The following is a 24424-nucleotide window of genomic DNA, read 5'->3' as shown; positions in this document are numbered from 1 at the left end:
TCAGTGCGCGGCGGCGGCCTCGGCCTGCTCGGCGCGCAAGGAGGCCTGCAGCGACGAGTGCAGGATGCGCAGGGTGCTGGTCGACTGCATCAGCGCGTCCCGCTCGTCGGGGTTCCGGGAGGCCAGGCTGGTGATGTCGTTGATCGCGCCCTCGATCCGGCTGATCCGGTCGGCGACCGAACCCTCCTGGCTGCTGGCCCGGCGGATCGCCTCGGAGGTGACCGTCCAGACGTCCTCCTTGTCGTTGGTCCGCCGCGACATGTCGACCATCTGGCTCAGGGCGGCCAGGTCGCTGTCGATCTGCGTCCGCTCCACCGGCGCGGTGATCCCGCCGGTGGCCTGGCGCAGCCGGGTGACATGCCCGGACAGCTCCGACCAGGTGGCCCGACCGCTCTTGATCTTGTCCAGCACCTTCGCGTACTCGGTGTTGAACTCGTCGTAGTTCACTGTCCTTGACTCCTGCCGTTCGACCGTTCGACTCAGAACTGTAGGGCGTGCGGATCCGAAACAAGTAACCACACGATCGCAGATCGTGTGGTTGTCGCCAAAACGCAACAGCCGCCTGGTACGGCAACGCGTACCAGGCGGCTGAGTTACGTGCGGATCAGGAGCAATCAGGAGACCCGCGACGGCGCGGATTCGTAGGTGTTGCACCGGGCCGCGGTGGTCGTCGAGCTGGTCGCGAAGAAGCCGTGCTCCGACCACCAGCCGTGGTTGGCGAACGAGCCGTGGTCGCGCGGGTAGCCCTTGACGTCACCGGAGTGCGTCACCAGCCAGCGCCACTCGTTGTAGAGCGCGCCGGTCATCGGGTAGAAGCGGCGGTTCGCGCCGATGTACGCCGAGCCCAGGCAGGAGGCCTGCAGCTCGCGGCGGCGGCTCTCCTCGAGCTTCTGGGTGTTGGTCTTCATCGCGCGCTGCCGCCACCAGGACGCGTCCATGATGCCGGTCGCCTCCTGGATGTGGTGACCGTACTCGTGCGCCATCGTGTTGGTCGCGTAGACCCGGGCGTACGTCGGGCTGGCGGTCTTCCAGAAGTTCACCACGACCTGCGCCGGGAAGTAGATGTTGTTCTCGCAGTAGAACGCGCGGGTCAGCGAGATCACGCCGCAGGGCGTGTTGGCGCGCTGCGCGGTGGTGACGTGCAGCTTCGGCCCGGCCGTGGACTTGGCGCCGGCCTGGGCCAGGATCGGCTTCCACGCGGCGTACATGCACTTGTACAGCTGGTTCACGTACTGCTGGACGCCGGCCGTCGTCCGCATCGAGACGTTGACCTCTTTGCAGCGCGACGCCGGGATCGGCTTGGTCTTGTAGAGCTTGTTGTACCGCACGATCTTCAGCGCCGACGGGCCGGTGTAGCCGGCCAGTGCGACCGGGGCCGCGTCGACGTGCGCGTGCTCGGACTCGGCCGCCTTCTCGGTGACCGGCAGCGGCCGGTTACCGGTGCTGCCGGCCTGCGCGGCGGTCGGCGCGACGACCGCGAGACCGGCCAGTACGGCGACGCCGGCCATGCCGAGCCGGGTGGTACGGGAGAGGTTGACCATGAGCTCCACTCTCGAGAACTTGGGGACTGTCGGGACCATCCTGGGCCGGCCGGGGGTTCACCTCCCGGCCTGGACACGGACTCCGACGTCAACGATTTCGTCCCAGTTCCCACTAATTTCGAAGTTCCCTGCCGAGGAACTCCAACTGGGCCGGGAGCATGCGCCGCCAGTAACCAGGTGTATGCGCTCCGGCCTGTTGGCCACCGCCCGCGCGCAGCTCGCGCCGCAGGTCGGCGGCGGCCTCGGCGAACGGGTCGTCCCGCCCGCAATCGATGCGGACGGCAACATCCTGTAATCCGACCCGGCGGCCGAAGAGCTGACCGCCGTCGAAGTCCTCTTGGTTGTCGAAGGCCCCTGGTGCGGCATCGGCGTACGAGCGCCAGATCGCCGGGCTGAGCGCGCCGACGGCGACCGCGCGCGTCCCCGGCCGGACGCGGCGCTGCCACGACCGCAGGGCCGCCAGCAACAGCGCGCCGTACCCGCCCATGGACCAGCCGAGGACACCGTACCGGGCGGTGTCGAGACCGCGTTTCGCCAACAGGGGCAGGAACTCCTGGTCGAGCATGAAGCCCGGGTCCTCGTCGGTCACCCGCCGGTGCCAGTACGTGTCGGCGCCGCCGTCGACGGTCGCGAGGGCGAACGGCGGCGTCCCGGATCGGACGGCAGCGGTCAGGTAGCGGTCGATCCCGAGGTCGCGCACCGCGGACGTGTGATCACCGCCACGCCCGTGCAACACCAGTACGACGGGCAACGGGTCGGTCGGCTCGTACCCGTCCGGGTAGAGCACCGAGTAGCGCACGGTCGTCCGCCGCCCGAACGACTCGAAGCTCCCGGACGCCGCCGGGCCGGCCGGTACGTCGGGGATCACACCATCCGGACCGGTCAGTCCGACCAGGTCGTGCACCCGCGCGCGACCAGGGATCAGCCCGGTCTCGAGGCCGACGACACCCGCGGTCGCGCCGACGACCAGCGCGGCGCCCCCGGCGCGCAGGATCGTCCGCCGCTCGACCACGCGGTCAGCGCAGGATCGCGGCCACGACGGCGACGACGGCCAGCACGGCGATCACGATCAGCTCGATCCGCGCCCACGACGTCCGCAGCTCGCCGCCGGGTTCCTTGCCGTACTGGCTCATATGCGCCTCGATCCGGTCCACGACCAGGTCGGCGCGGGACAGCGAGCTCTCGCTCGCGGGCTTGTCGCGGCCCATCCGCTGCTTGCGCAGGTCGCGCATCACGAGCTGGACGCCGGGCGCCCGGAACCGGTCGTTCTCCGTGTGCACGCGGAGGATGTCGGTGATATCGGCCCCGGTCACCTTGTCCCACGGGATCCGGTGGTCGCGCAGATGGTTACGCAGCAGCAGGTCCGTGCGTCCGAGCGTGACCGACGGCCGGATCAGCCCGACGTACGTCAGCATCATCGCGATCGCGATCAGGCACCCCACCAGCAGGCCGGTGACCGTCCGCCATTCGATCACGATGTCCAGCAACCCGAGGGCGCCGATGAACATCACGATCACCCCGGTGATCCGGTTGGACGTGGACAGGTACCGCTCGGTCTCGGCCGTATTCGACTTCACGTGCACAAGGTAACGGGGGCCCTGGAACAGCACTAGACTCGCCAGGGTGACAACTACCGACAGCGGGGTCGACACACTGGCCGACGTGACCTCGTCCGAGGACCGGCTGCGCCGGTTCCTGCTCGGCCTGCCGGGCGTCGACCAGGTCGGCGCGGAGGCCCGCGCGGCCACGCTGAGCACGCGGTCGATCAAGACCACGGCGAAGGCGTACGCGCTCGACCTGGCGATCCAGATGATCGACCTGACCACGCTGGAGGGCCAGGACACCCCGGGCAAGGTGCGCGCCCTGTGCGCCAAGGCGAAGCGGCCCGACCCGGCCGACGCGACCGCCCCGCAGGTGGCCGCGGTCTGCGTCTACCCGGATCTGGTGGCCACGGCGAAGTACGAGCTCAAGGGCACCGGTATCAACGTCGCGAGTGTGGCAACCGCCTTCCCCAGCGGGCGTTCGAGCCTGGCGATCAAGATCCAGGACACCAAGGACGCCGTCGCGTCCGGCGCCGACGAGGTCGACATGGTGATCGACCGCGGCGCGTTCCTGTCCGGCCGCTACGGCCTGGTCTTCGACGAGATTCTGGCGATCCGCGAGGCCGCCGGCGACGCGCACCTGAAGGTGATCCTGGAGACCGGTGAGCTGGTCACCTACGACAACGTCCGGCGCGCGTCCTGGCTGGCGATGCTCGCGGGCGCGGACTTCATCAAGACTTCGACCGGCAAGGTTTCCCCGGCCGCGACGCTGCCGGTCACGCTGGTGATGCTCGAGGCGGTCCGCGACTACCACGAGGCCACCGGCCTGCACATCGGCGTCAAACCGGCCGGCGGGATCCGGACGGCGAAGGACGCGATCAAGTACCTGGTCACGGTCAACGAGACCGCCGGCCCCGACTGGCTGGATCCGGAGCTGTTCCGCTTCGGCGCCTCCAGTCTGCTGAACGACCTGCTGATGCAACGCACCAAGCTGGCCACCGGGCACTACCCCGGCCCCGACTACTTCACGCTGGACTGAGGCATGAGCAGATTCGAGTACGCACCGGCCCCCGAGTCGCGGGCCATCGTCGACATCAAGTCGTCGTACGGGCTGTTCGTCAACGGCGCCTTCGTCGAGGCGACCGACGGCAAACCCTTCAAGACCGTCAGCCCCGCCTCGGAGGAGGTGCTGGCCGAGGTCAGCGAGGCCGGTCCGGCCGACGTCGACAAGGCTGTTCGCGCGGCCCGCAAGGCGTTCGAGAAGGTCTGGGGCCCGATGGCCGGCCGGGACCGGGCGAAGTACCTGTTCCGGATCGCGCGGCTGATCCAGGAGCGCGCGCGGGAGCTCGCCGTGCTGGAGTCACTCGACAACGGCAAGCCGATCCGGGAGTCGCGTGATGTCGACATCCCGCTGGTCGCGGCGCACTTCTTCTACTACGCCGGCTGGGCCGACAAACTCGAGTACGCCGGCGCCGGCGAGGACCCGCGGCCGTGGGGCGTGGCCGGGCAGGTCATCCCGTGGAACTTCCCGCTGCTGATGCTGGCCTGGAAGATCGCCCCCGCGCTCGCCGCCGGGAACACCGTCGTGCTGAAGCCGGCCGAGACGACGCCGCTGACCGCGCTCGCGTTCGCCGAGATCTGTCAGCAGGCGGATCTGCCGCCCGGTGTGGTCAACATCGTCACCGGCGCCGGCCGCACCGGCCAGGCCCTCGTCGAGCACCCGGACGTGAACAAGGTCGCCTTCACCGGCTCGACCGCCGTCGGCCGCGCGATCGCGAAATCCGTCGCGGGCACCGACAAGGCGGTCACGCTGGAGCTCGGCGGCAAGGCCGCGAACATCGTCTTCGAGGACGCCCCGATCGACCAGACCATCGAGGGCATCGTCAACGGCATCTTCTTCAACCAGGGCCACGTCTGCTGCGCGGGTTCGCGGCTGCTCGTCCAGGAGAGCGTGTACGACGAGGTGCTCGGCCGGCTCAAGCGCCGGATGGAGACGCTCCGCGTCGGCGACCCGCTGGACAAGAACACCGATATCGGCGCGATCAACTCCGCGGCCCAGCTGGCCCGGATCCGCGAGCTGGCCCAGATCGGCGAGGACGAGGGCTCCGAGCGCTGGTCGCCCGAGTGCGAGCTGCCGGCCCAGGGCTACTGGTTCCCGCCGACGGTTTTCACCGGCGTCTCCCAGGCGCACCGGATCGCCCGCGAGGAGATCTTCGGCCCGGTGCTGTCGGTGCTCACCTTCCGCACCCCCGCCGAGGCGGTCGAGAAGGCGAACAACACGCCGTTCGGCCTGTCCGCCGGGATCTGGACCGAGAAGGGCTCCCGGATCCTCTGGATGGCCAACCAGCTGCGCGCCGGCGTGGTCTGGGCCAACACGTTCAACCGTTTCGACCCGACCTCGCCGTTCGGCGGTTACAAGGAGTCGGGTTACGGCCGCGAAGGCGGCCGCCACGGCCTGGAGGCCTACCTTGCCCACTAAAGACAGCGGCCGCCTCGAGGTGCGCAAGACCTACAAGCTGTACGTCGGCGGCGCGTTCCCGCGCAGCGAGTCCGGCCGGTCGTACGTGGTGAACAACGCCAAGGGCAAGTTCCTCGCGAACGCGTCCCAGGCCTCCCGCAAGGACGCCCGGGACGCCGTCGTGGCGGCCCGGAAGGCGTTCGGCGGCTGGTCGGCGAAGACGGCCTACAACCGCGGCCAGATCCTCTACCGGATCGCCGAGGTGATGGAGGGCCGGCACGAGCAGTTCAGCGCCGAGGTCGCCGCCTCCGAAGGGCTGTCGATCGCCAAGGCCCGCGGTGTCGTGGACGCCAGTATCGACCGCTGGGTCTGGTACGCCGGCTGGGCCGACAAGATCGCCCAGGTGGTCGGCTCCAGCAACCCCGTGGCCGGCCCGTACTTCGACTTCTCGTTGCCCGAGGCAACCGGCGTGGTCGCGGTGCTGGCCCCGCAGGAGTCCAGCCTGCTCGGGCTGACCTCGGTGATCGCCCCGGCGATCGTCTCCGGGAACACGGTGGTCGCGGTCTCGTCGTTCGAGCGCCCGCTGCCCGCGGTGACGCTGGGCGAGGTGATGGCGACGTCCGATCTGCCCGGTGGCGTGGTGAACATCCTGACCGGTTCGGCGACCGAGATCGGCCCCTGGCTGGCCTCGCACCTCGACGTGAACGCGATCGACCTGGCCGGGATCGACGACCTCGACGAGGCTCGTGAGCTGGAGGCAGCCGCGGCCGAGAACCTCAAGCGGGTCCGCCGCCCGGCCGATGAGGACTGGGCCGAGTCGCCGGGTCTGTCCCGCCTCACGCAGTACCTGGAGCTCAAGACCGTCTGGCACCCGATCGGCGTCTGATCACTGCGGGACCGGGAGTCTGGCCGCCTCTTCGGCCACTCCCGGCGGCGCGGTGGCGATGACCGCCTGCAGGGTGTCGAGGGCCGTGCTGAGCTCGGCGATCGACGCCGCCAGCCGGTCCCGCTCACGGTAGAGGTCGAGCAGCAGTTCAGGGCAGTCGGCGATCAGCCGACCGCCTTCGGAGCCCATACAGGGCAGGACATCGGCGATCGTGATCGTCGAGAGACCGGCGGCGAGCAGGTTGCGAATGTGGCCGACCTTCTCGACGTCGGCCTCGGCGTACTCGCGGTAGCCGCTCGGACGACGGACCGGCTCGAGCAGGCCCTGTTCTTCGTAGTACCGGAGCAGGCGCTGGCTGACCCCGGTCCGGCGTTCGAGTTCTCCGATACGCATGGATCTCCTCTTGACTCTGACATCCATGTGAGACTTTACCGTCGGAGCATGTCACTGAGAAGCACCGCCGGTCCGCGCGAATGGCTCGGGCTCGCGGTCCTGGTCCTGCCCACGTTGCTGCTGGCGATGGACGCCACGATCCTCTATCTGGCCCTCCCCAGCCTGTCCGCCGACCTCCGGCCGTCGCCGAGTGAACTGCTCTGGATCACCGACGCGTACGGCTTCCTGGTCGCCGGATTTCTGGTCACGATGGGGACGCTCGGCGATCGGATCGGCCGGCGCCGGCTGCTGCTGATCGGCGCGGCCGCCTTCCTCGCCACCTCGATCCTGGCCGCCTGTGCGATCAGCCCGACGATGCTGATCATCGCGCGCGCCTTGCTCGGGATCGCCGGCGCGACGCTGATGCCCTCGACCCTCGCCTTGATCAGCAACATGTTCGCGGACGGTCGGCAGCGTGGGACTGCGATCGGGATCTGGGCCGCTGGGTTGTCCGGCGGCGTCGCGCTCGGGCCGGTGGTCGGCGGCGTTCTCTTGGAGTGGTTCTGGTGGGGTTCCGCGTTCCTGGTCGCGGTGCCGGTGATGGCGCTGCTACTGATCGCGGGTCCGCTGTTGCTCCCGGAGTACCGCGATCCGCAGCCCGGCATACTTGATCTGGGCAGCGTGCTGTTGTCGCTCGGCTCGGTACTGCCGTTCATCTTCGGGATCAAGCAGCTCGCCGAAGGACAGCTGGCCCCGGCCGCTGCCGGCCTGGTCGTCGGCGTCGTGCTGGGCGTCTTCTTCGTTCGCCGTCAGCGGGGCCTGAGCGCACCACTGGTGGACGTCGGGTTGTTCGGCAGCCCGCGGTTCCGCGGCGCGCTGATCGTGCTGCTCGGCGCGCTCGCGGCCGTTGCCGGGGGCTACCTTTTCGTCTCGCTCTATCTCCAGCAGGGGCTGGCGTTGTCGCCCCTGCGCGCCGGGTTGTGGCTGCTGCCGTCGGCGGCCGCGATGATCCTCACCTCGATCCTGAGCCCGGCGCTGGCCCAGCGGATCCCGGCCGGCCGGTTGATGGGTTTCGCCTTGTTGCTCTCGGCAATCGGGTTTCTCGTGCTGACACAGGTGAACAGCGCCCTGGCGGCAGCGGCTGGGCTGGTGGTCATCTACCTCGGCCAGGGGCCGATCATGGCCTTGGGCACCGAACTCGTCGTCAGTTCAGCACCGCCGGCGCGCGCCGGCGCCGCCTCCGCGCTCTCGGAGACGAGTGTCGAGTTCGGGCTCGCGTTCGGGGTCGCCGTCCTCGGGAGTATCGGTCTGCTCATTGAGCGTTCGCACGGGTTCACCGATGGGCTGGCAGTGGTTGCGGTGATCGGCGCGGCGGCCTGCCTGGCCCTGGCCGCGGTGGCCTTCCGCTCGATCCGGACGGCTACTTGACGGTCGTTCGGGTGAGGGCCGGGTTCGGGTCGGGGTAGCAGCTGACCGGGGAGTTGATCGTGACGAACTTCCACTTGATCTTCGCGGTCAGCGTGAGCCCGGGGTCGTCGTACGACGTGCCTTTCAGCCGGGTCTCGATGACCGCGCCGCGGCGGCCGGCCTTGAGCCGGACCGTCAGGGTCGGCAGCTGATAGTTGGCGCCGCCGGCGATCGGGCCGGCGACCGAGATCACCGCGACCCGGCCCTCCAGCCGGACGGACGGCGTCGAGTTGAGGCCGGAGCCGCCCGTCAGGGTGGCGCTGACGTACGACGAGTTGGCCGGGATCGGGACCCGGAGCCGGAGGTCGCGGACCTCCTTGAGCTTGAAGCCCTTGACCTCACCGGGCAGTGAACCGGGTTTGAGGTCGACGGTGATCGAGAAGCGGTGGTTGGGTTTGACGGTCGCGGGCGCCTTCGCGTCGACGCCCTGCCGCAGCGACAGCAGGTGCTTGCCAAACTTGGTGTCGGCCCGGCACGCGTAGCTCGCGACCGGCGCGGCCGCGGCGACACCGGCGCCGGCGACGAGGGGGAGGACGGCGGCACCGAGGATCAGCAGATTGCGGTGAGTAGCCATGTCGCTACCCTATGCAGTCGAGTCGGGTCTTGAGGACCCCGCGTCTCACTGACCGAACAAGTACCAGCCACCGGCTCCGGCGGCGACGAAGAACAGCGGCAGCGACACCGCGAACCACAGCCACAGCCGGCGGCGTCGGCGTACGGGCGAGTTGGTGGCGACGGTCGTCGACACCTCGTCAGCGGTGATGCTCGTCCGCTCCTGAGCCCGCAGCGGCGCCTCCTGCTCCAGCCGGTAGGCCTCGGCTTCGAGGCGCTCGGCCAGCAGCTCGGCCCGCTCGAACCGGTCGACCGGGTTGTAGGCGAGGGCGCGGGCCAGCACGTCGTCCAGCGCGCCGACCGCGTCGTGCAGGAGCGGGCGCAAGGACGGCGGCGGCTGGTCGGGGTCGCGGTTCAGCACGTCGCCGATCGAGCCCGCGGAGTACGGCGGGCGCCCGGTGAGCAATGCGTAGGTGACGGCGCCGATCGCGTAGATATCGGCCCGCTCGTCGAAGCCGCCGTCCCCACGGCCCTGTTCGGGCGCCATGTACGCCGGCGTACCGACGGCCTGGGTGAGCCCGGAGGCCTCGGCGGCGCGCTTGGCCAGGCCGAGGTCGGCGAGCACGATCCGGTGCGTGCCGCCGCCGGACTCGATGCCCTGGTTCTCGCGGAGCAGCAGGTTCGCCGGGGTGACGTCGCGGTGCACGACGCCCTCGTAGTGCAAGGCGGCGACGGCGCGGGCCAGATCCGCGCCCCACCAGAGCGCGTCCACCGGCTCGACCGTGCCACCGCGTAGCACGTCGCCGAGCGTCCCGCCGCCGACGTAGTCCATCACGAAGTACGGGCGCCCATCCGGCAGGCGGCCGAGGTCGAAGACCCGGACCACCCGGTCGCTGGAGATCCGGCGCATCAGCCGCGCCTCGGACAGGAACCGCTCCCGGACGTCGGCCCGCGACGCCCAGTTGTCGGCGAGGACCTTGACCGCGACGTCGACGTCGAGGTCGTCGTCGTACCCGCGCCAGACCGTCGCGAACGCGCCCGCGCCGATCTTGTCCCGCAGTCTGTACCGTCCGATGACATCCATCCCGGCTATTGTCGACCACACATGAGCTCACTGCGGACTGGGGCACGATGAACGAGGAACTGGAATCGCTGGCGGCGCGCGTGATCGCGGACCGCTCGGAGATGCCGGAGCTGCTGCAGGCCATCCGGCCGATGGTCCAGCGCCGGGTCGCGAAGTTCCTCCCCTACCGCGAGGACGCCGAGGAGGCCGTCCAGGACACCCTGTTCCAGGTGTCCAGCAAGCTCGACACCTTCAAGGGCACCGGCACCTTCGCGGGCTGGGTGACGATCATCGCGACCAACCAGGCCCGGCAGACCTACCGCTCGCTGAAGCGGCGCTCGGTCGAGCAGACCGCGGAGTACCTGCCCGAATCGGTCGACCCGCGGACGACGTCCGTCATCGCCGGCTCCCGGCTCGACCTGCTGGAGGCGCTCGAACAGCTCGAGGCCAAGCACCCGCAGCTCGTGCAGCCGCTGGTCCTGCGCGACCTCGGCGCCTTGTCGTACGCCGAGATCGCGGACGAGCTCGACGTACCGCTCGGGACGATCAAGGCGCGCATCCATCAAGCGCGGAAGGCCGTCGCCGAGCGGCTCACGGTGCGCTGACCCAATCCTTCAGCAGGTCGGTCGCGGCGGCGCGCTGCGCGGCCGGCAGGTCGGCGATCGCGGCCGCGTGGTTGCCGGCTGGGACGGTGAACCAGTGGCAGTCCTTGCTGCCTGGGCCTGGCTCGAACTTCTCCGCGCTCCAGGGGTCGTTCTCGCCGTAGACGAACAGCATCCGGGTCGCGGCGGACCTGACCCAGCGATCGACGTCCGCCATCGCCTGGTCGTCATGCGGCGGCGGGTTCGGGATGGTGGCGGGGGCGGCGGCTGCTTCCGGGTAGTGCAGCAGGCCTTTCAGCCAGGTCGTGCCGGACGAGACATCGGGCCAGTTGAGCTGCCCGGAGGCTTGGTAGAAGTACGCGCGATAGGGCTCGATTCCGGCGTCGGAGTACGACGTGAAGTCGGCGATCTGGTCGATGAACGTGAAGAGCTGCTGGTCGGTCGCCGTCCGGCCGGGGATCCGCGCGCAGCTCGCTGGGGTCTTGTACTGCCAAAACTTGAACGGGGTCTCCAGGACGGCGGCCTCGAAGGCCCGGTCGGCGGAGCCGTAGGCGGTGGTGTACTTCTCGCCGCGGGCGACGAGCATCGGGAGGAGCGTCGCGCGGCGGTAGAGGGCGTTGCGTTGCAGGGTGCGGAGGGACTCGTTGCAGGTCTCGTCGGCGCCGGCGCGCTGGATGAAGTCGACGTAGGTGTCCTGCTGGTTCACGACGTCCTGGGGAGCGACGTACGCGACGGTGGCGTCGACGTCCGCGGGGTAGAAGCGGCGGTGATAGACCGATGTCATACCGCCCTTGCTCGCCCCGGTCGAGAGCCACTTGGCGGCGTACACGGTTTTGAACGCTTCGACGATGCGGTGATGGTCGGTAGCGGCCTGGCGGATGTCGAGGGTGGACCAGTCCTTGCTCGCGGGTGTCGAGCCGGCGAAGAAGCGCTGCTCGACATTGAGCTGGTTGCCCTCGACGAGCCTGGTGGGCTCGGCCGCGAACGCCCCGGCAACACCTTCGTATCCGGTGGTGTGCAAAACGGTCGGCCGGTCGAATCCCTTGTGCCACAAGGTAATCCGCTGCTCGAACCGCTCCCCTTGCAGTTTGTCGTGATCAGCGGGCTGGGCGTAACGCAGCACGAAGAACGGCCGCCCGTTCATCAGCCTGCCACTCTCGATCCGGAGCCCGGCAATCTTCTCCAGCTTGGCGCGAACGACCGCCACGGAGTCCGCCGCAGTCGCCGGGACGGTCGGACTGAGCAAGAGCCCAAGCACAACCAGGAACCGCACCGATCGCATAGGGTGACTCCTCAGACTCAGGCCGACACTCTGCGTGATCAGACTAACTGAGCTGTCAACCGCCGCTAGGTGAGCTTTTCGTGGATCAGGCGGGCCAGGGCCTGGATCTGGGGGTCGGTGGAGGGTGCCGTGGCCTGGGTGATGGCGGCGGCGTCCTCGGGGTGGGCGAGGGTGGTCAGGACGTTGAGGGCGCTGACGTGGTCGAAGCCGGCTGGTACGTCGGTGTCGCCTGGGGCCGGTGGGCGGGCGAGGATCTGGAGCGCGACCTGGCGGGTGTCGTCGGCCAGCTCTTCCAGGGGGTTGCCGCCACTCAGCTGGGTGTAGGCGGCGGCCACCTGGTACATGTTCAGCGCTCGGCAGACCGTGGCGACGTTGTCGCTGTGCAGCAGCGCGCTATATGCGGCCAGGGGGATGTCGGTCATGCCTGCACGCTAGCTGCCGCGTGCAGGTGCTGGGCGAGGAGGTGGGCGGCCTCGGGGGCTCTGGCGGCGTAACAGAGCAGGTGTGCTCTGGTGGACCAGGCATCCTGGAGTGGGCAGATGTCGATCGAAGGGATCGTGTCGACGGCTCGGCGCGGGACGATCGCCAGACCGGCGCCTGCGCTGGCAAGGGTGATCAGGGTGTGCAGGGTGGGGACGAGCGTTCGGTAGCGCGGGACGGGAGCTTGTGGGCCGAGGCGCTCCTCCATCCAGAGGGCGAGCGGGGTGCCGCGGTCGAGGGCGACGAGTGGGTGTTCGGCGACCTCGGCGTACGCGATCGAGACGCGACCGGCCAGGACGCCGCCGGCTTGGCCGATCACCACGAGCGAGTCGTCGGCGAGCGGCTCGGTGCGGAGCGCGGTCGGCTCATCGTCCAGGATGACGCCGAGGTCTGCCTCGCCGGCGGCGAGGATGCGGACGCTGCGGTTGGTGCGGCGCTCTTTGACGTTGACGTCGTACTCCGGGTGGTCGCGCAGGAAAGTGGCGAGCGCGGCCGGGACGAGCAGGTGCATGGCCGAGCCGCCGGCGACCAGACGGATGGGCTCGGCGCGGGAGACGACGTACGAGGCGACGGCGCTGTCGAGGCGGACTGTTTCGGCGAGCACCTCGCGCGCATGCCGGGCCAAGGTGGCGCCGGCCGGGGTGAGGCGGACGCCGCGGCGCTCGCGGATCAGGAGCGGGACGCCGGCCTGGGCTTCGAGGGCTCTGACCCGCGCACTGGCCGAAGGCAGGCTCAGGTGCATGACGCGAGCACCGCCGGTGATCGAGCCTTCGAGGGCGACGCTGGTGAACAGGCGGAGGTCGTCGAGGTCGTACCGCATGGGTTCAGCCTACGCCTCAGGCTTAGGCTGGCTACGGAGATCGCGCATTGTGAAGTCGGCTGCGAGCGCTGATCCTCGAAACGTGCTGATGATTCTTCTGGCCGGGGTGGCCGCGGGTGCGCTGAACGCCGTCGGCGGCGGCGGGAGCTTCGTCGCGCTGTCCGCGCTGGTCGCGGGCGGGATGCCGCCGGTGCTGGCGAATGCGACGTCGACGGTCGCGTTGCTGCCGGGGAATGCGACCAGCGCGTGGGTGTACCGCCGGCAGATGCACGTGTTCGAGCAGGTGTCGACGCTGCGACTGACGCTGGCGAGTGTGCTCGGCGGGGCGCTCGGCGCGGGGCTGCTGCTGTGGTTGCCGTCCGCATCGTTCGACGCGGCGGTGCCGTGGCTGCTGGCGTTCGCGACGCTGGTGCTTGCTTTTGGCAAGCGATTGAACCGGGCGATCCGGCTGGGAGCGCCGGGGCCGGCGGTGATTCTGGCCGGGCAGTTCCTGCTGTCGATCTACGGCGGGTACTTCGGCGGCGCGGTCGGGGTGATGATGCTGGCGTTCTGGACGGCGACGACGTCACTCGACACGGCTCGGGGGACGCCGTTGCGGGTGATCCAGGTCGGCGCGGTGTTCCTGACCGCGGCGGTGATCTTCATCTTCGCGGCCGATGTCCTCGATCAGCCCCGGCACCTGCTCGCGATGCTCGTCGGGGCGATGCTCGGCGGGTACGTCGGCGCCCACCTGGTGCGCCGGTTGCCGGCCGTCGTCCTGCGGGTGCTGGTGCTGAGCACGGCGGTGGCGATGACCGCGCTGTTCTTCGTCCGGGCCTTCGGATGAACAAGGCCCAGCTGGCGATGGCGTACCAGGCCTGCGAAGTGGCTGACCTGGCGCAGGAAGCGGTCACCGCCTGCCCGGCCGAAGCCCTCGAACGCGCTCACCGCGTCCTGGCCGCCGCCCAACTCCTGGTCGCCGCGGCCGCCCGCCTCGACAACCCGGCCGCGCCCGCCGACCCGCTACAACTCTTCGCCTACGAGCACCCCGACGAGGCCGCCGACGACGTCAGCGACTGGCTGGCCCGTCATCCAGCTGCTGCTTCCGCTCGTGATTCAGGTACAACCCGGCAGCCGTAGAAACACTCGTCAACAACCACACCACCACCCCCGCGTCATCCGTCACCCCGATGATCGGCAACAGATCCGGCAGGATGTCGATCGGCGACACCAGGTAGACGAGCGCGAACACCCACAACGCCATCCGGCTCTTCGGCAGCTCCCCATAAGTCCCCGCCCGAGCCGCCCGCACCAACCGCGGCAACGCCTTCGCCCGCTCGATCACATCCCCCACCGGCACCGGCTCCCCCTTGGCGATCTTCCGCGCCCGCACCTTCCGCCGCCGCACCACCCCAAACCCCGAAGCCGCGGCCCCCACCACCATCAACCCAACCCCAACCCCCACCGCCGGCAACCCCACCACATCGCCGTCCCGGAACAACACCGTCCCAAGCCCAAGCACCGCCAACAGCCCACCGAAATAAACCATCCCCCACTCTAAGCCGCCCCCACCCCGCCACCCCGCCCTCGCGCAAGCAAGCACACGCGCGTCTCCCGCCAGGCAGCTGAAGGCACCACGAACCACCTCCTGCGGCCGCCGTGGACTTGACCATCGGCGAAGTGTTCGGAGCGGACTGGGGCAGGGCGGTCGAGGAGCGCGGAAGCCACCGGCCGCCGGGGGTGGTGAGTACGGCGGGAGGTGGCTGGCGCGCAGAAGTGAAACGGTGTTTCAGTTGCTAAGACGGTGTTTTAGTCGATCAGGGTGCGGACGATGGTGGTCATGCGGTCTACGGGGATGGCGAAGCCGATGCCGATGTTGCCGGAGCGGGAGGCGCCGAGGGTGGCGATGGCGGTGTTGACGCCTACTACTTGGCCGGCGGCGTTGACGAGGGGGCCGCCGGAGTTGCCGGGGTTGATGGCGGCGTCGGTCTGGATGGCGGTCTGGCGGGTGTTGTTGTCGCCGAAGCGGGCCTGGCGGTCGACGGCGCTGACGATGCCGGCGGTCACGGTTCCTTCCAGGCCGAGTGGTGAGCCGACGGCCAGGACCGGGTCGCCGACGCGGAGCTGTGCGGACCGGCCGAGCGTGAGCGCACGCAGTCCCTCGGCCTGGCTCGGTGCGACCCGGAGGACGGCGAGGTCGTTGTTCGCGTCGACGCCGAGCACCTCCGCGTCGACCCGCCGGCCGTTCGGCAGGACCAGTGACACATCGCTCGCTCCTTCCACCACATGCGCGTTGGTGACCACGTGCCCGTCCTGGTCGATCGCGAACCCGGAGCCGGTCGCCCGGCCGGCCCGCACGGACACCACACCGGGCAGCACACTCGCCGCCGCGGCCGAGATCGACCCCTGCGCCGCGGCCGGCGGAGCCGCCGCCTGGGGCAGCTCCACCGGGCCGGTCGTCCCGCGATCCCACCCGCCGGTGACGGCGCCGGCCAGACCGCCCGTCACCAACGAGAGGGCCAACGTGCCGAGGACCAACCCGACATGTCGTTTGGGACCCGTCACCCCGGCCTGAGGTGCCGGCGCCACCGGAGAGGGGGGAGCCAGTGGCGCAGCGGAAGCCGGGGTGACGGAGAACGGAAAGGCAGCCGGTTGCGGCGCCTTGGCCGGAGGTTCGGGCGGAGCTGAGGGTGGTGGGCCGGGGATGTAGTCGGGGCCGCGGAAGGGGGTTCCTAGGTGTGGGGTCATGAGCGTTCCTTCACGACTACGGGAGACGGGAGAACCAGAGGAGGGAGGCGAGGGCGGAGAGCAGGGCGACGGCCAGCGCGAGCCCGGCCACCCAGTTGGTGATCTCGCGGGACTCCGTCGTCCAGCCGATCGAGGACTGCAGGTCGGAGTAGACGTTGCGGAGTTGCTCGTCGCTCTCGGCGGAGTAGAAGGAGCCGTTGGTGGCATCCGCGAGGGACTGAAGCGCCTCGGTGTCAGCAGGCACGGGTACGTCCCGACCGTCGAGGTTCACAGTCCCTTCAGGGGTGCCGTAGGCGATCGTGGAGACCGGTACGCCGGCCTCGACCGCGGCCGCCGCCGCCTCGTCGATCGGACTGCCTGCCGTGTTCCCGCCGTCCGAGATCAACACGATCCGGCTGGGCGGCGGGTCCTCCGGGTCAATCCCGCGCACAGCTTGCAAGCTGGTCAGGACGGCGTCCCCGATCGCGGTGCTGTTACTCAACTGCAGGCCGCTGATCGCGTTGACCGTCGCCTGGTGATCCGTCGTCGGCGGCGCGACCACCGTCGCCGTCCGCGCGAACGAAACCAACCCGACGTTGAACTGCTCCGGCAGCTCCTCCACGAACTCGGTCGCGGCCTGCTTCGCCACCTCGAACCGGTTCGGCGCGACGTCCGTCGCAGCCATCGAGTTCGACACATCCATCGCGACCAGGACCGTCGCCCGCTCCCGCGGCACCCGGATGTCGGCCACCGGCCGCGCGATCGCAATCGCGAGCACCGTCAGCGCCGCCAGGAAGGCCACCGCCGGCGCGTGCCGCCGCCAACCGGGCCGCGTCGGCGCCACCTTCTCCAGCATCGGCAGGGTGGCGAACCGGACGGCGTACTTCGTGCGCCGGCGCTGGGCGATCAGGTACGCGGCAACCAGCGCCGCGACCAGCACCAGCAGCCAGAGCCACAGGGGTTGCTCGAATCTCATCGGATACCGGTCCTCGAAGTCGGATGCCGGCGGGTACTGGACCGACGGCGGGCTGTTGCGAAGGCGGCGACGTCGCGGACCCAGTCCGTGTCCGTCCGCAGCACCAGGTGTGCGGCGCCGGCACCGCGAATGGCTTGGGTCGTCCGCGTCCGGTGCGCGGCCATCGCCTCGGCGTACCGGCGGCGCAACTTCTTGCTACCGGTCTGCACCTCGCGACGACGGCCGGTCTCCGGATCGACCAGCGTGAGCAGCCCGACCTCGGGCAGCTCGAGCTCCCGCGGGTCCAGGACTTCGACCGCGAGTACTTCGTGCCGGGCGGACAGCCGGCGGAGCGGATCCGCCCAGCCGTCGTCGTGGAAGTCGGAGACGACCACCCGCAGCCCGGGCCGCGGGTGCTCCCGGTTCAGCCTGGTCAGCGCGCGGCCGAGATCGGTCCGCGGATACTCGCCCGGTGTTGCCCTCGGCAACGACAGCAGCGTGCGCAGGGACCGTCGCAGCTGGACCCCGCCCCCGGCCGCCGGCAGCCTGCGCAGCTCGTCACCGACCGCGACCCGGACGCCGAGCCGGTTACCGGGACCGGCGGCCAGCAGCCCGACCGCCCCGACGACGGCGATCGCCAGGTCACGTTTCTCGCTGAGCGCCGTCCCGAAATCCATACTGGCCGACGCGTCGAGCAGGGCCCAGGTCTCGAGCTCCCGCTCGGCGAGCGGCGCGCGAACGTGCGCGTCCAGCGAGCGGGCCGTGACGTTCCAGTCCATCCGGCGGACGTCGTCCTGACCGGCTTGGTACGGGCGCGCCTCGTTCGGCTCGCTGCCGGGCCCGCTGCGCAGCCCGGTGATCTCACCGTGCAGGAAACCTTCCAGCTTCCGCTTCACGGTCAGCTCGAGCGCGCGCAACGCACGCTCCCGGCCGGCCAGTAGGTCTGGGCTGCTCATGGTCAGGCCGCCGCGCTGTCGGACGGGACGACGTGCGGCTGCTCGATCGTGTGCAGGATGCGGGCGATCACCGACCGCGGGTCGACGCCGTCGGCGAGCGCGTCGAACGTGAGCACCAAGCGATGCGCCATCACATCGACCGCGACGTCGTACACATCGGCCGGGAGCACGTAGTCCCGACCGCGCAGCAGCGCCAGCGCCCGACCGGCCGCGACCAGCCCGAGCGTCGCCCGTGGGCTGACGCCGAACTCCAGTACGCCGGCCAGGTCGGCCAGCCCGTACTGATGCGGCTCCCGGGTCGCGTGCACGAGGCGGACGACGTACTCGGCCACGGCGTTGTGGACGAACACCTCTTCCGTTGCCAGCTGCAACTGTCGGACCTGCTCGGGAGTGAGGACGGCGTTCGCGTGCGGCCGATGGGCGCTCATCCGCTGCAGGATCGTCAGCTCCTCGAGCGGGCTCGGGTAGTCGACGGTGATCTTCAGCAGGAACCGGTCCCGCTGCGCCTCGGGCAGCGCGTAGACGCCGTCCGACTCGATCGGGTTCTGCGTCGCGAGCACCAGGAACGGCTCGGGGAGCCGGTAGCTCGTGCCGCCGATGCTGACCTGGCTCTCGGCCATTGCCTCCAGCAACGCGGACTGCACCTTGGCGGGCGCCCGGTTGATCTCGTCGGCGAGGACCAGGTTGGCGAAGATCGGGCCCAGCTCGGTGTCGAACCCTTCGGTGGACGGGCGCCAGATCCGGGTGCCCATGATGTCGCCGGGCACCAGGTCGGGGGTGAACTGGAGCCGGGCGAACCGGCCGCCGATCACCTCGGCGAGGGTCCGGACCGCGAGCGTCTTGGCGACCCCGGGCACGCCCTCGAGCAAGCAGTGGCCCTGGGCAAGCAACCCGACGAGCATCCGCTCGACCAGCTGATCCTGCCCGACGACGACCCGCTTCACCTCGAACAACGCGTGTTCGAGGGAAGCGGCCGTTACGCCGGGACGCGCAACGTGAGTGTCGGTCATGCGTTACCGGCCGGGCTGTTCTGATCCGGCTGGGTTGGCTGCGCCTGGCCGCCCTGACCGCCCTGCTTGTCCGGGCAGTCGCGCCCGTCCCGCGCCGCCGTGCCGTCGCTCTGCTGCGGCGCGCCGGTACTCGGCTGCGGGGTGCCTTCCTCGACGGTGACGTAGCCCTGGTCGGGCGCCGGGTCGCCGTTCGCCGCGTAGGCGAAGCCGCCGACGCCGAGGGCCGCGACCGCGACCGCCGTACCGAGGAGGATCCGCTTGCCTGGGATGTTCATGAAAGCTCCTTCGTGTCGAGTGGTCCCACCTCATCAACCAGGTGCGAAAACGACCGGAAAGCCGAACGAAAGTCCGCCGAAAGAGCAGGACGGCGGGCCGCGCCGGGCCCGCTACCTTGGTGTCGTGCGACTACTGGTGGTGGAGGACGAGGAAGGCCTGGTCAGCGCGCTGCGCTCCGGACTCGGCCGGGCCGGCTATGCCGTCGACACGGCGCTGAACGGCGCAGAGGCGGTGGAGAAGCTCGCGACGACGGCGTACGACCTGGCGATCCTGGACATCACGCTGCCGGACACCAGCGGGCTGGACCTGTGCCGCGCCGTCCGTCGCGGCGAGATCGAGGTGGCCTCCGGGCGGGAGCTGCGGGTGCTGATGCTGACCGCGCGCGCCTCGCTGGCCGACCGGGTCCGCGGGCTGGACGAAGGCGCCGACGACTACCTGACCAAACCGTTCGCGCTGGTCGAGCTGCTGGCGCGGATCCGCGCGCTGCTGCGCCGGGATGTGACGAACGGCAGCACGCAATTGCACGTGGGTGACCTCGTGCTGGACTCGTCGCGGCACTTGGCGACGCGGAACGGTCGCGAACTCCCGCTGACGCTGAAGGAGTTCGGCGTCCTGCGGTATCTGATGTCGCGGCCCGGGCATGTGGTGTCGGCCGAGGAACTGCTCGAACACGTGTGGGACGAGAACGCCGACCCGTTCACCCAGAGCGTGCGCGTGACCGTCGGGACGCTGCGCCGCAAGCTCACCCAGGACGGCGAGGAGCCGGTGCTGGAGACCGTGATCGGGCGCGGCTACCGGCTGCGAGGTGAGGACACGTGAGCAAGCTGCCCAGCTGGGCCCAGACGATCCGATTCCGGCTGACGCTGACGTACTCCGCCGTCCTGATCGCCCTGTCGGCGTTGATGCTGGGCGGGGTCTACTTCGCGCTGAAGGCGTACCTGGACCCGAAGCCGCTGAGCCCGATCGTGGTCAACAAGTACTACAAGGACTCCAGCGGGACGGTACACATCAAACCGGGGAAGACGATCGAGGCGGCCGAGATCTCGACGATCCAATCGGCGGTCAACTTCCAGACGCTGGAGATCTTGCGCACGTACTCCGTGGCCGGGATGGGCGCGCTGTTCGTGGTCAGCCTCGGGACGGGGTGGTGGCTGTCCGGGCGGGCGCTGCGGCCGGTCCGGCAGATCACGGCGACCGCGCAGGAGATCTCGGCCACCGACCTGTCCCGGCGGATCGCGCTCGACGGCCCGCGGGACGAGTTGCGCAACCTGGGCGACACCGTCGACGACATGCTCGAACGGCTGGAATCGGCGTTCGTCGCGCAGCGCCAGCTCGTGGACGACGCCTCCCACGAACTGCGCAACCCGCTCGCCGTCATCCAGGCGAATGTGGACGCCGTCCTCGCCCACGACGACACCCCGTCCGAGGACCGCGCCCAGGCGACCGCGATCGTCACCCGCGCCATCCAGCGGATGACCCGCCTCGTCGAGGACCTGCTCGCCTCGGCCCGGCGCTCTTCCCCCGCCTTCGTGGACGCCGACGTCGACCTGGCCGCCATCACCGGCGAAGCCGCCGAGGAGTACCAGCTGATCGCCGCCGATCGCGAGCTGCACGTCGTCCGCCGGCTCTCCCCCGGCCCGATCGCCGCCGGTGACGCCTCCGCCCTGCGGCGCGCGGTCGACAACCTGCTCTCGAACGCCGTCCGCCTCGCCCGCGGCGGCAGTCAGCTCGTGCTGGCCGTCGGCAGCCAGTCCGGCTGGGCCTGGATCGCCGTCCGCGACGAAGGCCCCGGCATCGCCGCCGACGACGCCGACCGCGTCTTCGACCGCTTCTTCCGCGCCGGCCGCCCGCAACCCCCGGCCACCGTCCCCTCCACCGGCCAGCGCCGAGCCGGCCTCGGCCTGGCCATCGTCCGCCAGATCGCCGAATCCCACGGCGGCACCGTAGCCCTGCACTCCGAACTGGGCATCGGCAGCACCTTCATCATCTGGCTCCCCGACCGAGCCCTCAACGACAACATCCGCCGCACCCCCACCCCACCCACCGAAGACCCCCTCGGCCCCCGCCGCTAGTCCCGCAGGTTCACGACCGCCCCGATCAGAAATCCCACGGTCGGCACACCGAGAAAAACGGCGGGAAACCAGTAACTCAGCCCGTAGTCCTCGGCCTGCATCCGCCGCGGCTCGAGCGGGTCGTAAATCACCGCGATCGACTGCCCGACCTCGGCCTCTTCGTAATTCGTCGTCCCCTCGACGATCGTCTCCCCGGCACCGGTCACATACCGCACCTCGATCGACGGGCTCTTCCCACTGCTCTTCTCCAGAACAGTCCCCATCACCACCTCACCCCGCTCCCGCAACCAGTACAGATCAACAATCTGCACCGCCCCCACCACCCCGAACCCAACCGCCGCAGCCAGGAACGCAACGAACTCCCCGCTCACCCGCCAGCCCCGATCCCGCCGATGCCGCCGCCGCTCCACCACGTTCCCTCCCACCCACATCATCCCGCTGCCCACACCCCTACGACGCCCGGCACCCCAAACCGGCTCCCACTCAGGACTGCGAGTCGCGCAATTTGGCGACGCCGAACGCGAGGAAGGCAAGACTCGTCAGGCCGTAGAGCGCCGCCGTCGACCAGGGGTCAGGTGCCCAATCGGCCCCGTGCATCCGTTGCGGCTTGCCGGGGTCGTAGATGATCTGGATCGACTTGCCGACCTCGGCGTCCACGTAGTTCGACGTGGTTTCGACGTAGGTCTCACCGGTGCGCGTCACGTAGCGCACCTCGATCGACGAGTCCCGGCTGCCCCACTCGTCCAGAACGGTTCCCGTCACCACTTCGCCGCGCTGCCGCAGCCAGTACTCGTCCACGACCTGAAACCCACCGATCGCGGCGATCACCAGCGAGAACAACAGACACACGGCGCCGGTGAGCGTCCAGCCCCGACCCAGCAGACCACGCCGTTTCTCCTGCTCGCCCATGTCTCGGCCCATCAGTAGCGGGCGCGTCGGAGCATGGCTAGGCCGCCGCCGGCGGCGGCGAGGCTGAATACGCCGAAGATGATGACCGGCCAGCCGTAGCTGCGGGAGAAGTCGGCGGCCTGCATGCGGTCGGGTTGTTCGGGGTCGTAGATGACGTCGAGTTGGGCGCCGACGCGGATCTTGTCCATGTCGTAGGCGTTGGAGGTGTCCTCGGTGACGGTCTCGCCGGCGCGGGTGGTGTAGCGGACTTCGATCGAGGGAGATCGACCGTCCACGCGGTCGACGACCGTGCCGGTGACGACCTCACCGCGCTGCCGTAACCAGTACAGGTCGTTGACCTGGATGCAGGCGAAGACGACGAACACCACCGCAACCGCCAGCAGAACCGCGCCCTCTTTGCTCCAGCCCCACTGTCGCTGGGCAACGCGTACGCGGGCGCGGCGGCGGCGGATGCCGGCGTTCTCGGCGCGTCGCTGGCGACGGCGTTTCTGGCCTGTCCCGCGGCGGGCCTGCCGCTGCTTACGGCTCACGGCGGCGGATCCGGCGGACGGCGTCGATGATGAAGAGGGCGGGGAAGAGGACGCCGAGGGCGAAGACGGCGTCGCTCCAGAGGGGGATGTCGGCGTCTTTGAGGCGACTGGGCTTCTTGCGGTCGTAGTAGAGGTCGATCGAGTCGCCCTTGGCGTACGGGTTCGCCGCGGTGAGGTCGGTGGTGACGGTTTCGCCGGCGCGGGTGGTGAAGGTGACGTCGACGGACTTCGTCTTCTCGCCCGGAGATCCGGAGACGACGATCCCGGTGGCGGTCTCGGCCCGTAGGAGCAGCGCGAGCTTGCCCGCGCCGTGGATCGCCGCGGGCACGGCGATGAGCAGCGGCAGGACCAGCATCAGCACCGCCGCGAGGCCGAAGCGCGGTTTCGGGGCGCGCGGGTAGGCGGGCTGGGCCGGGTAAGTCATGCCGAGTACGACGCCCGCCGGAGCGCGTCAGTTCCCGTTGTACGACGTGGACAGGAGCGGGCGGGTGTTGGTGAGGACTTGGGCGTAGTTCGCGCGGACGGTGGCGGCGTCGAAGGTGATCGCCGGCTCGGGTTTCGCGGTCGGGACCGACCAGGTGGGGAGGGCGCCGGTGAGGGCCCAGGCCGCTTGGCGGGCGGCGCCGAGGGCGACGTACTCGGCAGGGTCAGGAAGGACGACGTCGGCGCCGAGAAGCCCGGGAGCGAGGGCCTGGACGGCGCGGGACTTGGCGCCGCCGCCGAGGAGGTGGATGCGGTTGACCGGGATGGACTGGGCGCGCAGGGCGTCGACAGCGTCCGCGAGGCCGCAGAGCAGGCCTTCGACGGCGGCGCGCGCCATGGTGTCGGGGTTGGCGGTGGCTCGGGTCAGGCCGTAGACCAGGCCGGTCGAGTGCGGGAGGTCCGGCGTCCGCTCGCCGTCGAGGAACGGCAGCAAGACCAAGCCCTGGCTACCGGACGACGCCAGCGCGGCCTCGTCGAACTCCGCCAACGACATCCCCAGCAGCTGGGCGGTCGCGGACATCACGCGGGCGGCGTTCAGCGTGCAGACCAGCGGGAGGTACTCGCCGGTGGCGTCGGCGAAGCCGGCCACGAAGCCGGTGGTGTCGGCGGTCGCGTGGCTCGACCGGGCGAACGCCGTACCGCTCGTACCGAGTGAAACCGCGACGTCGCCGACCTGCAGGTCGAGCCCGAGCGCGGCCGCGGCGTTGTCACCGGTGCCCGCGGCCAGGGCGGCGCCGGACGCCGTCCGCCCGACGATCTCCGCCGGCCCGGCAACCCGCGGCAGGGCGAGCGGCCGGCCGAACGCGCGGACGACGAGGTCCTCGCGGTAGCTGTTCGTCGCCGGCGACCACCAGCCGGTGCCGGAGGCGTCACCGCGGTCGGTGGTGATGCCCTCGATCCCGCTCCGGTCCGCGGCGAGCCGGTGCGTCATCCAGTCATGCGGCAGGACGACGGCCGCGGCCCGCTTCGCCGCCTCCGCCTCGCGGATCCAGCGCAGTTTGGTGACGGTGAACGACGCGACCGGCACCGAGCCGACCGCCTCGGCCCAAGCCTCCGGACCGCCCAGCTCATCGATCAGCTCCGCCGTCGCATCCGCCGAGCTGGTGTCGTTCCACAACACCGCCGGGTGGACGACGTCGCCGGCCTCGTCGAGCAACACCATCCCGTGCTGCTGCCCGCCGATCGAGATCGCCTCGACGCCGTCCAGCAGCCCGTCGGACGCGGTCTCCCACGCCTTCCACCACTCACCGGGGTCGACCTGCGTGCCGTCCGGATGCGGCGCCCGCCCTTCCCGAAGCACCGCCCCGGTCTCGGCGTCGCACACCACAACCTTGGTCGCCTGAGTGGAACAGTCCACCCCAGCCACCAACCTCGGCTCAGTCATCGAAGCTCCCTCTCGCTGGACGGCGGACCCCAGCCACTGCACAATCTCCGCGTTAACGCTCAGCCGAGCGTCAACCAGG

General features: G+C 70.2%; 30 protein-coding genes. 9 read left to right on the top strand and 21 right to left on the bottom strand.

Going from position 1 to position 24424, the window contains the following annotated elements; genetic code table 11:
* From HPO96_RS31085 to HPO96_RS31070, 4 genes are all read right to left on the bottom strand, one after another.
* Positions 1-447 (bottom strand): hypothetical protein, encoded by a 447-nt coding sequence (locus HPO96_RS31085; RefSeq protein ID WP_171677949.1) that lies wholly within the window; start codon positions 445-447, stop codon positions 1-3.
* Between the two features lie 167 nt (positions 448-614).
* Entirely contained in the window at positions 615-1541 is a 927-nt protein-coding gene (locus HPO96_RS31080; RefSeq protein ID WP_171677948.1) for a neutral zinc metallopeptidase, read from the bottom strand.
* 112 nt (positions 1542-1653) lie between these two features.
* Positions 1654-2553 carry an alpha/beta hydrolase gene (locus tag HPO96_RS31075; RefSeq protein ID WP_337796883.1) on the bottom strand — a complete coding sequence of 300 codons (900 nt, stop codon included), beginning with the start codon at positions 2551-2553 and terminating at the stop codon, positions 1654-1656.
* 4 nt (positions 2554-2557) lie between these two features.
* The gene (locus tag HPO96_RS31070) at positions 2558-3118 is read right to left on the bottom strand and encodes a PH domain-containing protein (RefSeq protein ID WP_171677947.1); all 561 of its coding nucleotides are present in this window, start codon (positions 3116-3118) and stop codon (positions 2558-2560) included.
* Positions 3119-3164: 46 nt separating this feature from the next.
* On the opposite strand from HPO96_RS31070, the gene deoC reads away from it, so the two are divergent.
* From deoC to HPO96_RS31055, 3 genes are read left to right on the top strand one after another with little or no spacing between them, the layout of a single operon-like run.
* Entirely contained in the window at positions 3165-4121 is a 957-nt protein-coding gene (gene deoC / locus HPO96_RS31065; protein WP_171677946.1) for a deoxyribose-phosphate aldolase, read from the top strand.
* 3 nt (positions 4122-4124) lie between these two features.
* Positions 4125-5561: an aldehyde dehydrogenase family protein gene (locus tag HPO96_RS31060; RefSeq protein ID WP_171677945.1), complete on the top strand. Its 1437-nt coding sequence runs from the start codon at positions 4125-4127 to the stop codon at positions 5559-5561.
* Positions 5551-6426, top strand: a complete 876-nt coding sequence (locus tag HPO96_RS31055) for an aldehyde dehydrogenase family protein (protein ID WP_171677944.1) — start codon at positions 5551-5553, stop codon at positions 6424-6426. The genes HPO96_RS31060 and HPO96_RS31055 overlap by 11 nt, the downstream gene beginning before the upstream one ends.
* Here HPO96_RS31055 and HPO96_RS31050 read toward each other — a convergent pair whose 3' ends face one another.
* Entirely contained in the window at positions 6427-6819 is a 393-nt protein-coding gene (locus HPO96_RS31050; protein WP_171677943.1) for a MerR family transcriptional regulator, read from the bottom strand. It abuts the gene before it with no gap.
* A gap of 48 nt (positions 6820-6867) precedes the next feature.
* Here HPO96_RS31050 and HPO96_RS31045 point away from each other — a divergent pair, with 48 nt between their 5' ends.
* On the top strand, positions 6868-8226 hold the full coding sequence (locus HPO96_RS31045; RefSeq protein ID WP_171677942.1) for an MFS transporter: 1359 nt from the start codon (positions 6868-6870) through the stop codon (positions 8224-8226).
* Here HPO96_RS31045 and HPO96_RS31040 read toward each other — a convergent pair.
* The gene (locus HPO96_RS31040; protein WP_171677941.1) at positions 8219-8839 is read right to left on the bottom strand and encodes a hypothetical protein; all 621 of its coding nucleotides are present in this window, start codon (positions 8837-8839) and stop codon (positions 8219-8221) included. The genes HPO96_RS31045 and HPO96_RS31040 overlap by 8 nt on opposite strands.
* Positions 8840-8884: 45 nt before the next feature.
* A complete protein-coding gene (locus HPO96_RS31035; protein ID WP_171677940.1) occupies positions 8885-9901 on the bottom strand; it encodes a serine/threonine-protein kinase in 1017 nt (338 codons plus the stop codon).
* Positions 9902-9948: 47 nt separating this feature from the next.
* Between HPO96_RS31035 and HPO96_RS31030 the strand changes: the two genes are divergently transcribed.
* Positions 9949-10485, top strand: a complete 537-nt coding sequence (locus tag HPO96_RS31030; protein ID WP_171677939.1) for an RNA polymerase sigma factor — start codon at positions 9949-9951, stop codon at positions 10483-10485.
* On the opposite strand, the gene HPO96_RS31025 is transcribed toward HPO96_RS31030, so the two are convergent.
* The 3 genes from HPO96_RS31025 to HPO96_RS31015 form a co-directional block, all read right to left on the bottom strand.
* Positions 10472-11764 carry a S28 family serine protease gene (locus tag HPO96_RS31025; protein ID WP_171677938.1) on the bottom strand — a complete coding sequence of 431 codons (1293 nt, stop codon included), beginning with the start codon at positions 11762-11764 and terminating at the stop codon, positions 10472-10474. The two genes, HPO96_RS31030 and HPO96_RS31025, sit on opposite strands and share 14 nt — an antisense overlap.
* Before the next feature lie 65 nt (positions 11765-11829).
* A complete protein-coding gene (locus HPO96_RS31020) occupies positions 11830-12186 on the bottom strand; it encodes a hypothetical protein (protein WP_171677937.1) in 357 nt (118 codons plus the stop codon).
* Positions 12183-13064, bottom strand: coding sequence for a LysR family transcriptional regulator (locus HPO96_RS31015; protein ID WP_171677936.1), 882 nt, complete (start codon positions 13062-13064; stop codon positions 12183-12185). Before HPO96_RS31015 ends, HPO96_RS31020 begins: the two co-directional genes overlap by 4 nt.
* A gap of 88 nt (positions 13065-13152) precedes the next feature.
* On the opposite strand from HPO96_RS31015, the gene HPO96_RS31010 reads away from it, so the two are divergent.
* Together HPO96_RS31010 and HPO96_RS31005 are read left to right on the top strand one after the other, a co-directional pair.
* Positions 13153-13890, top strand: a complete 738-nt coding sequence (locus HPO96_RS31010) for a sulfite exporter TauE/SafE family protein (RefSeq protein ID WP_238355719.1) — start codon at positions 13153-13155, stop codon at positions 13888-13890.
* Complete coding sequence (locus tag HPO96_RS31005; protein ID WP_171677934.1) at positions 13887-14183, top strand: hypothetical protein; 297 nt, start codon at positions 13887-13889, stop codon at positions 14181-14183. Before HPO96_RS31010 ends, HPO96_RS31005 begins: the two co-directional genes overlap by 4 nt.
* On the opposite strand, the gene HPO96_RS39315 is transcribed toward HPO96_RS31005, so the two are convergent.
* The 6 genes from HPO96_RS39315 to HPO96_RS30975 form a co-directional block, all read right to left on the bottom strand.
* A complete protein-coding gene (locus HPO96_RS39315; protein WP_171677933.1) occupies positions 14113-14592 on the bottom strand; it encodes a YkvA family protein in 480 nt (159 codons plus the stop codon). The genes HPO96_RS31005 and HPO96_RS39315 overlap by 71 nt on opposite strands.
* A 260-nt stretch (positions 14593-14852) precedes the next feature.
* On the bottom strand, positions 14853-15551 hold the full coding sequence (locus HPO96_RS30995) for a S1C family serine protease (RefSeq protein ID WP_337796882.1): 699 nt from the start codon (positions 15549-15551) through the stop codon (positions 14853-14855).
* 256 nt (positions 15552-15807) lie between these two features.
* Positions 15808-16746, bottom strand: coding sequence for a VWA domain-containing protein (locus HPO96_RS30990; protein WP_171677931.1), 939 nt, complete (start codon positions 16744-16746; stop codon positions 15808-15810).
* Positions 16743-17681, bottom strand: coding sequence for a DUF58 domain-containing protein (locus HPO96_RS30985; RefSeq protein WP_171677930.1), 939 nt, complete (start codon positions 17679-17681; stop codon positions 16743-16745). Before HPO96_RS30985 ends, HPO96_RS30990 begins: the two co-directional genes overlap by 4 nt.
* A gap of 2 nt (positions 17682-17683) precedes the next feature.
* Positions 17684-18691 (bottom strand): AAA family ATPase, encoded by a 1008-nt coding sequence (locus HPO96_RS30980; RefSeq protein ID WP_171677929.1) that lies wholly within the window; start codon positions 18689-18691, stop codon positions 17684-17686.
* Positions 18688-18966: a hypothetical protein gene (locus HPO96_RS30975; RefSeq protein ID WP_171677928.1), complete on the bottom strand. Its 279-nt coding sequence runs from the start codon at positions 18964-18966 to the stop codon at positions 18688-18690. The genes HPO96_RS30980 and HPO96_RS30975 overlap by 4 nt, the downstream gene beginning before the upstream one ends.
* A 124-nt stretch (positions 18967-19090) precedes the next feature.
* On the opposite strand from HPO96_RS30975, the gene HPO96_RS30970 reads away from it, so the two are divergent.
* Positions 19091-19786 (top strand): response regulator, encoded by a 696-nt coding sequence (locus tag HPO96_RS30970; RefSeq protein WP_171677927.1) that lies wholly within the window; start codon positions 19091-19093, stop codon positions 19784-19786.
* On the top strand, positions 19783-21039 hold the full coding sequence (locus HPO96_RS30965) for an ATP-binding protein (RefSeq protein ID WP_171677926.1): 1257 nt from the start codon (positions 19783-19785) through the stop codon (positions 21037-21039). Before HPO96_RS30970 ends, HPO96_RS30965 begins: the two co-directional genes overlap by 4 nt.
* Here HPO96_RS30965 and HPO96_RS30960 read toward each other — a convergent pair.
* From HPO96_RS30960 to HPO96_RS30940, 5 genes are read right to left on the bottom strand one after another with little or no spacing between them, the layout of a single operon-like run.
* Positions 21036-21464 carry a DUF3592 domain-containing protein gene (locus tag HPO96_RS30960; protein WP_171677925.1) on the bottom strand — a complete coding sequence of 143 codons (429 nt, stop codon included), beginning with the start codon at positions 21462-21464 and terminating at the stop codon, positions 21036-21038. The two genes, HPO96_RS30965 and HPO96_RS30960, sit on opposite strands and share 4 nt — an antisense overlap.
* A gap of 58 nt (positions 21465-21522) precedes the next feature.
* Positions 21523-21948, bottom strand: coding sequence for a DUF3592 domain-containing protein (locus HPO96_RS30955; RefSeq protein ID WP_171677924.1), 426 nt, complete (start codon positions 21946-21948; stop codon positions 21523-21525).
* 11 nt (positions 21949-21959) lie between these two features.
* Positions 21960-22478: a DUF3592 domain-containing protein gene (locus tag HPO96_RS30950; RefSeq protein WP_171677923.1), complete on the bottom strand. Its 519-nt coding sequence runs from the start codon at positions 22476-22478 to the stop codon at positions 21960-21962.
* The gene (locus tag HPO96_RS30945) at positions 22468-22902 is read right to left on the bottom strand and encodes a DUF3592 domain-containing protein (RefSeq protein WP_171677922.1); all 435 of its coding nucleotides are present in this window, start codon (positions 22900-22902) and stop codon (positions 22468-22470) included. Before HPO96_RS30945 ends, HPO96_RS30950 begins: the two co-directional genes overlap by 11 nt.
* Before the next feature lie 27 nt (positions 22903-22929).
* Entirely contained in the window at positions 22930-24345 is a 1416-nt protein-coding gene (locus HPO96_RS30940) for an FGGY family carbohydrate kinase (protein ID WP_171677921.1), read from the bottom strand.
* Positions 24346-24424 lie beyond the last annotated feature (79 nt).

Source organism: Kribbella sandramycini (assembly GCF_013131805.1).
In the GTDB taxonomy this organism is placed as follows: domain Bacteria; phylum Actinomycetota; class Actinomycetes; order Propionibacteriales; family Kribbellaceae; genus Kribbella; species Kribbella sandramycini.
This window is presented reverse-complemented; position numbering and strand designations above follow the sequence as displayed.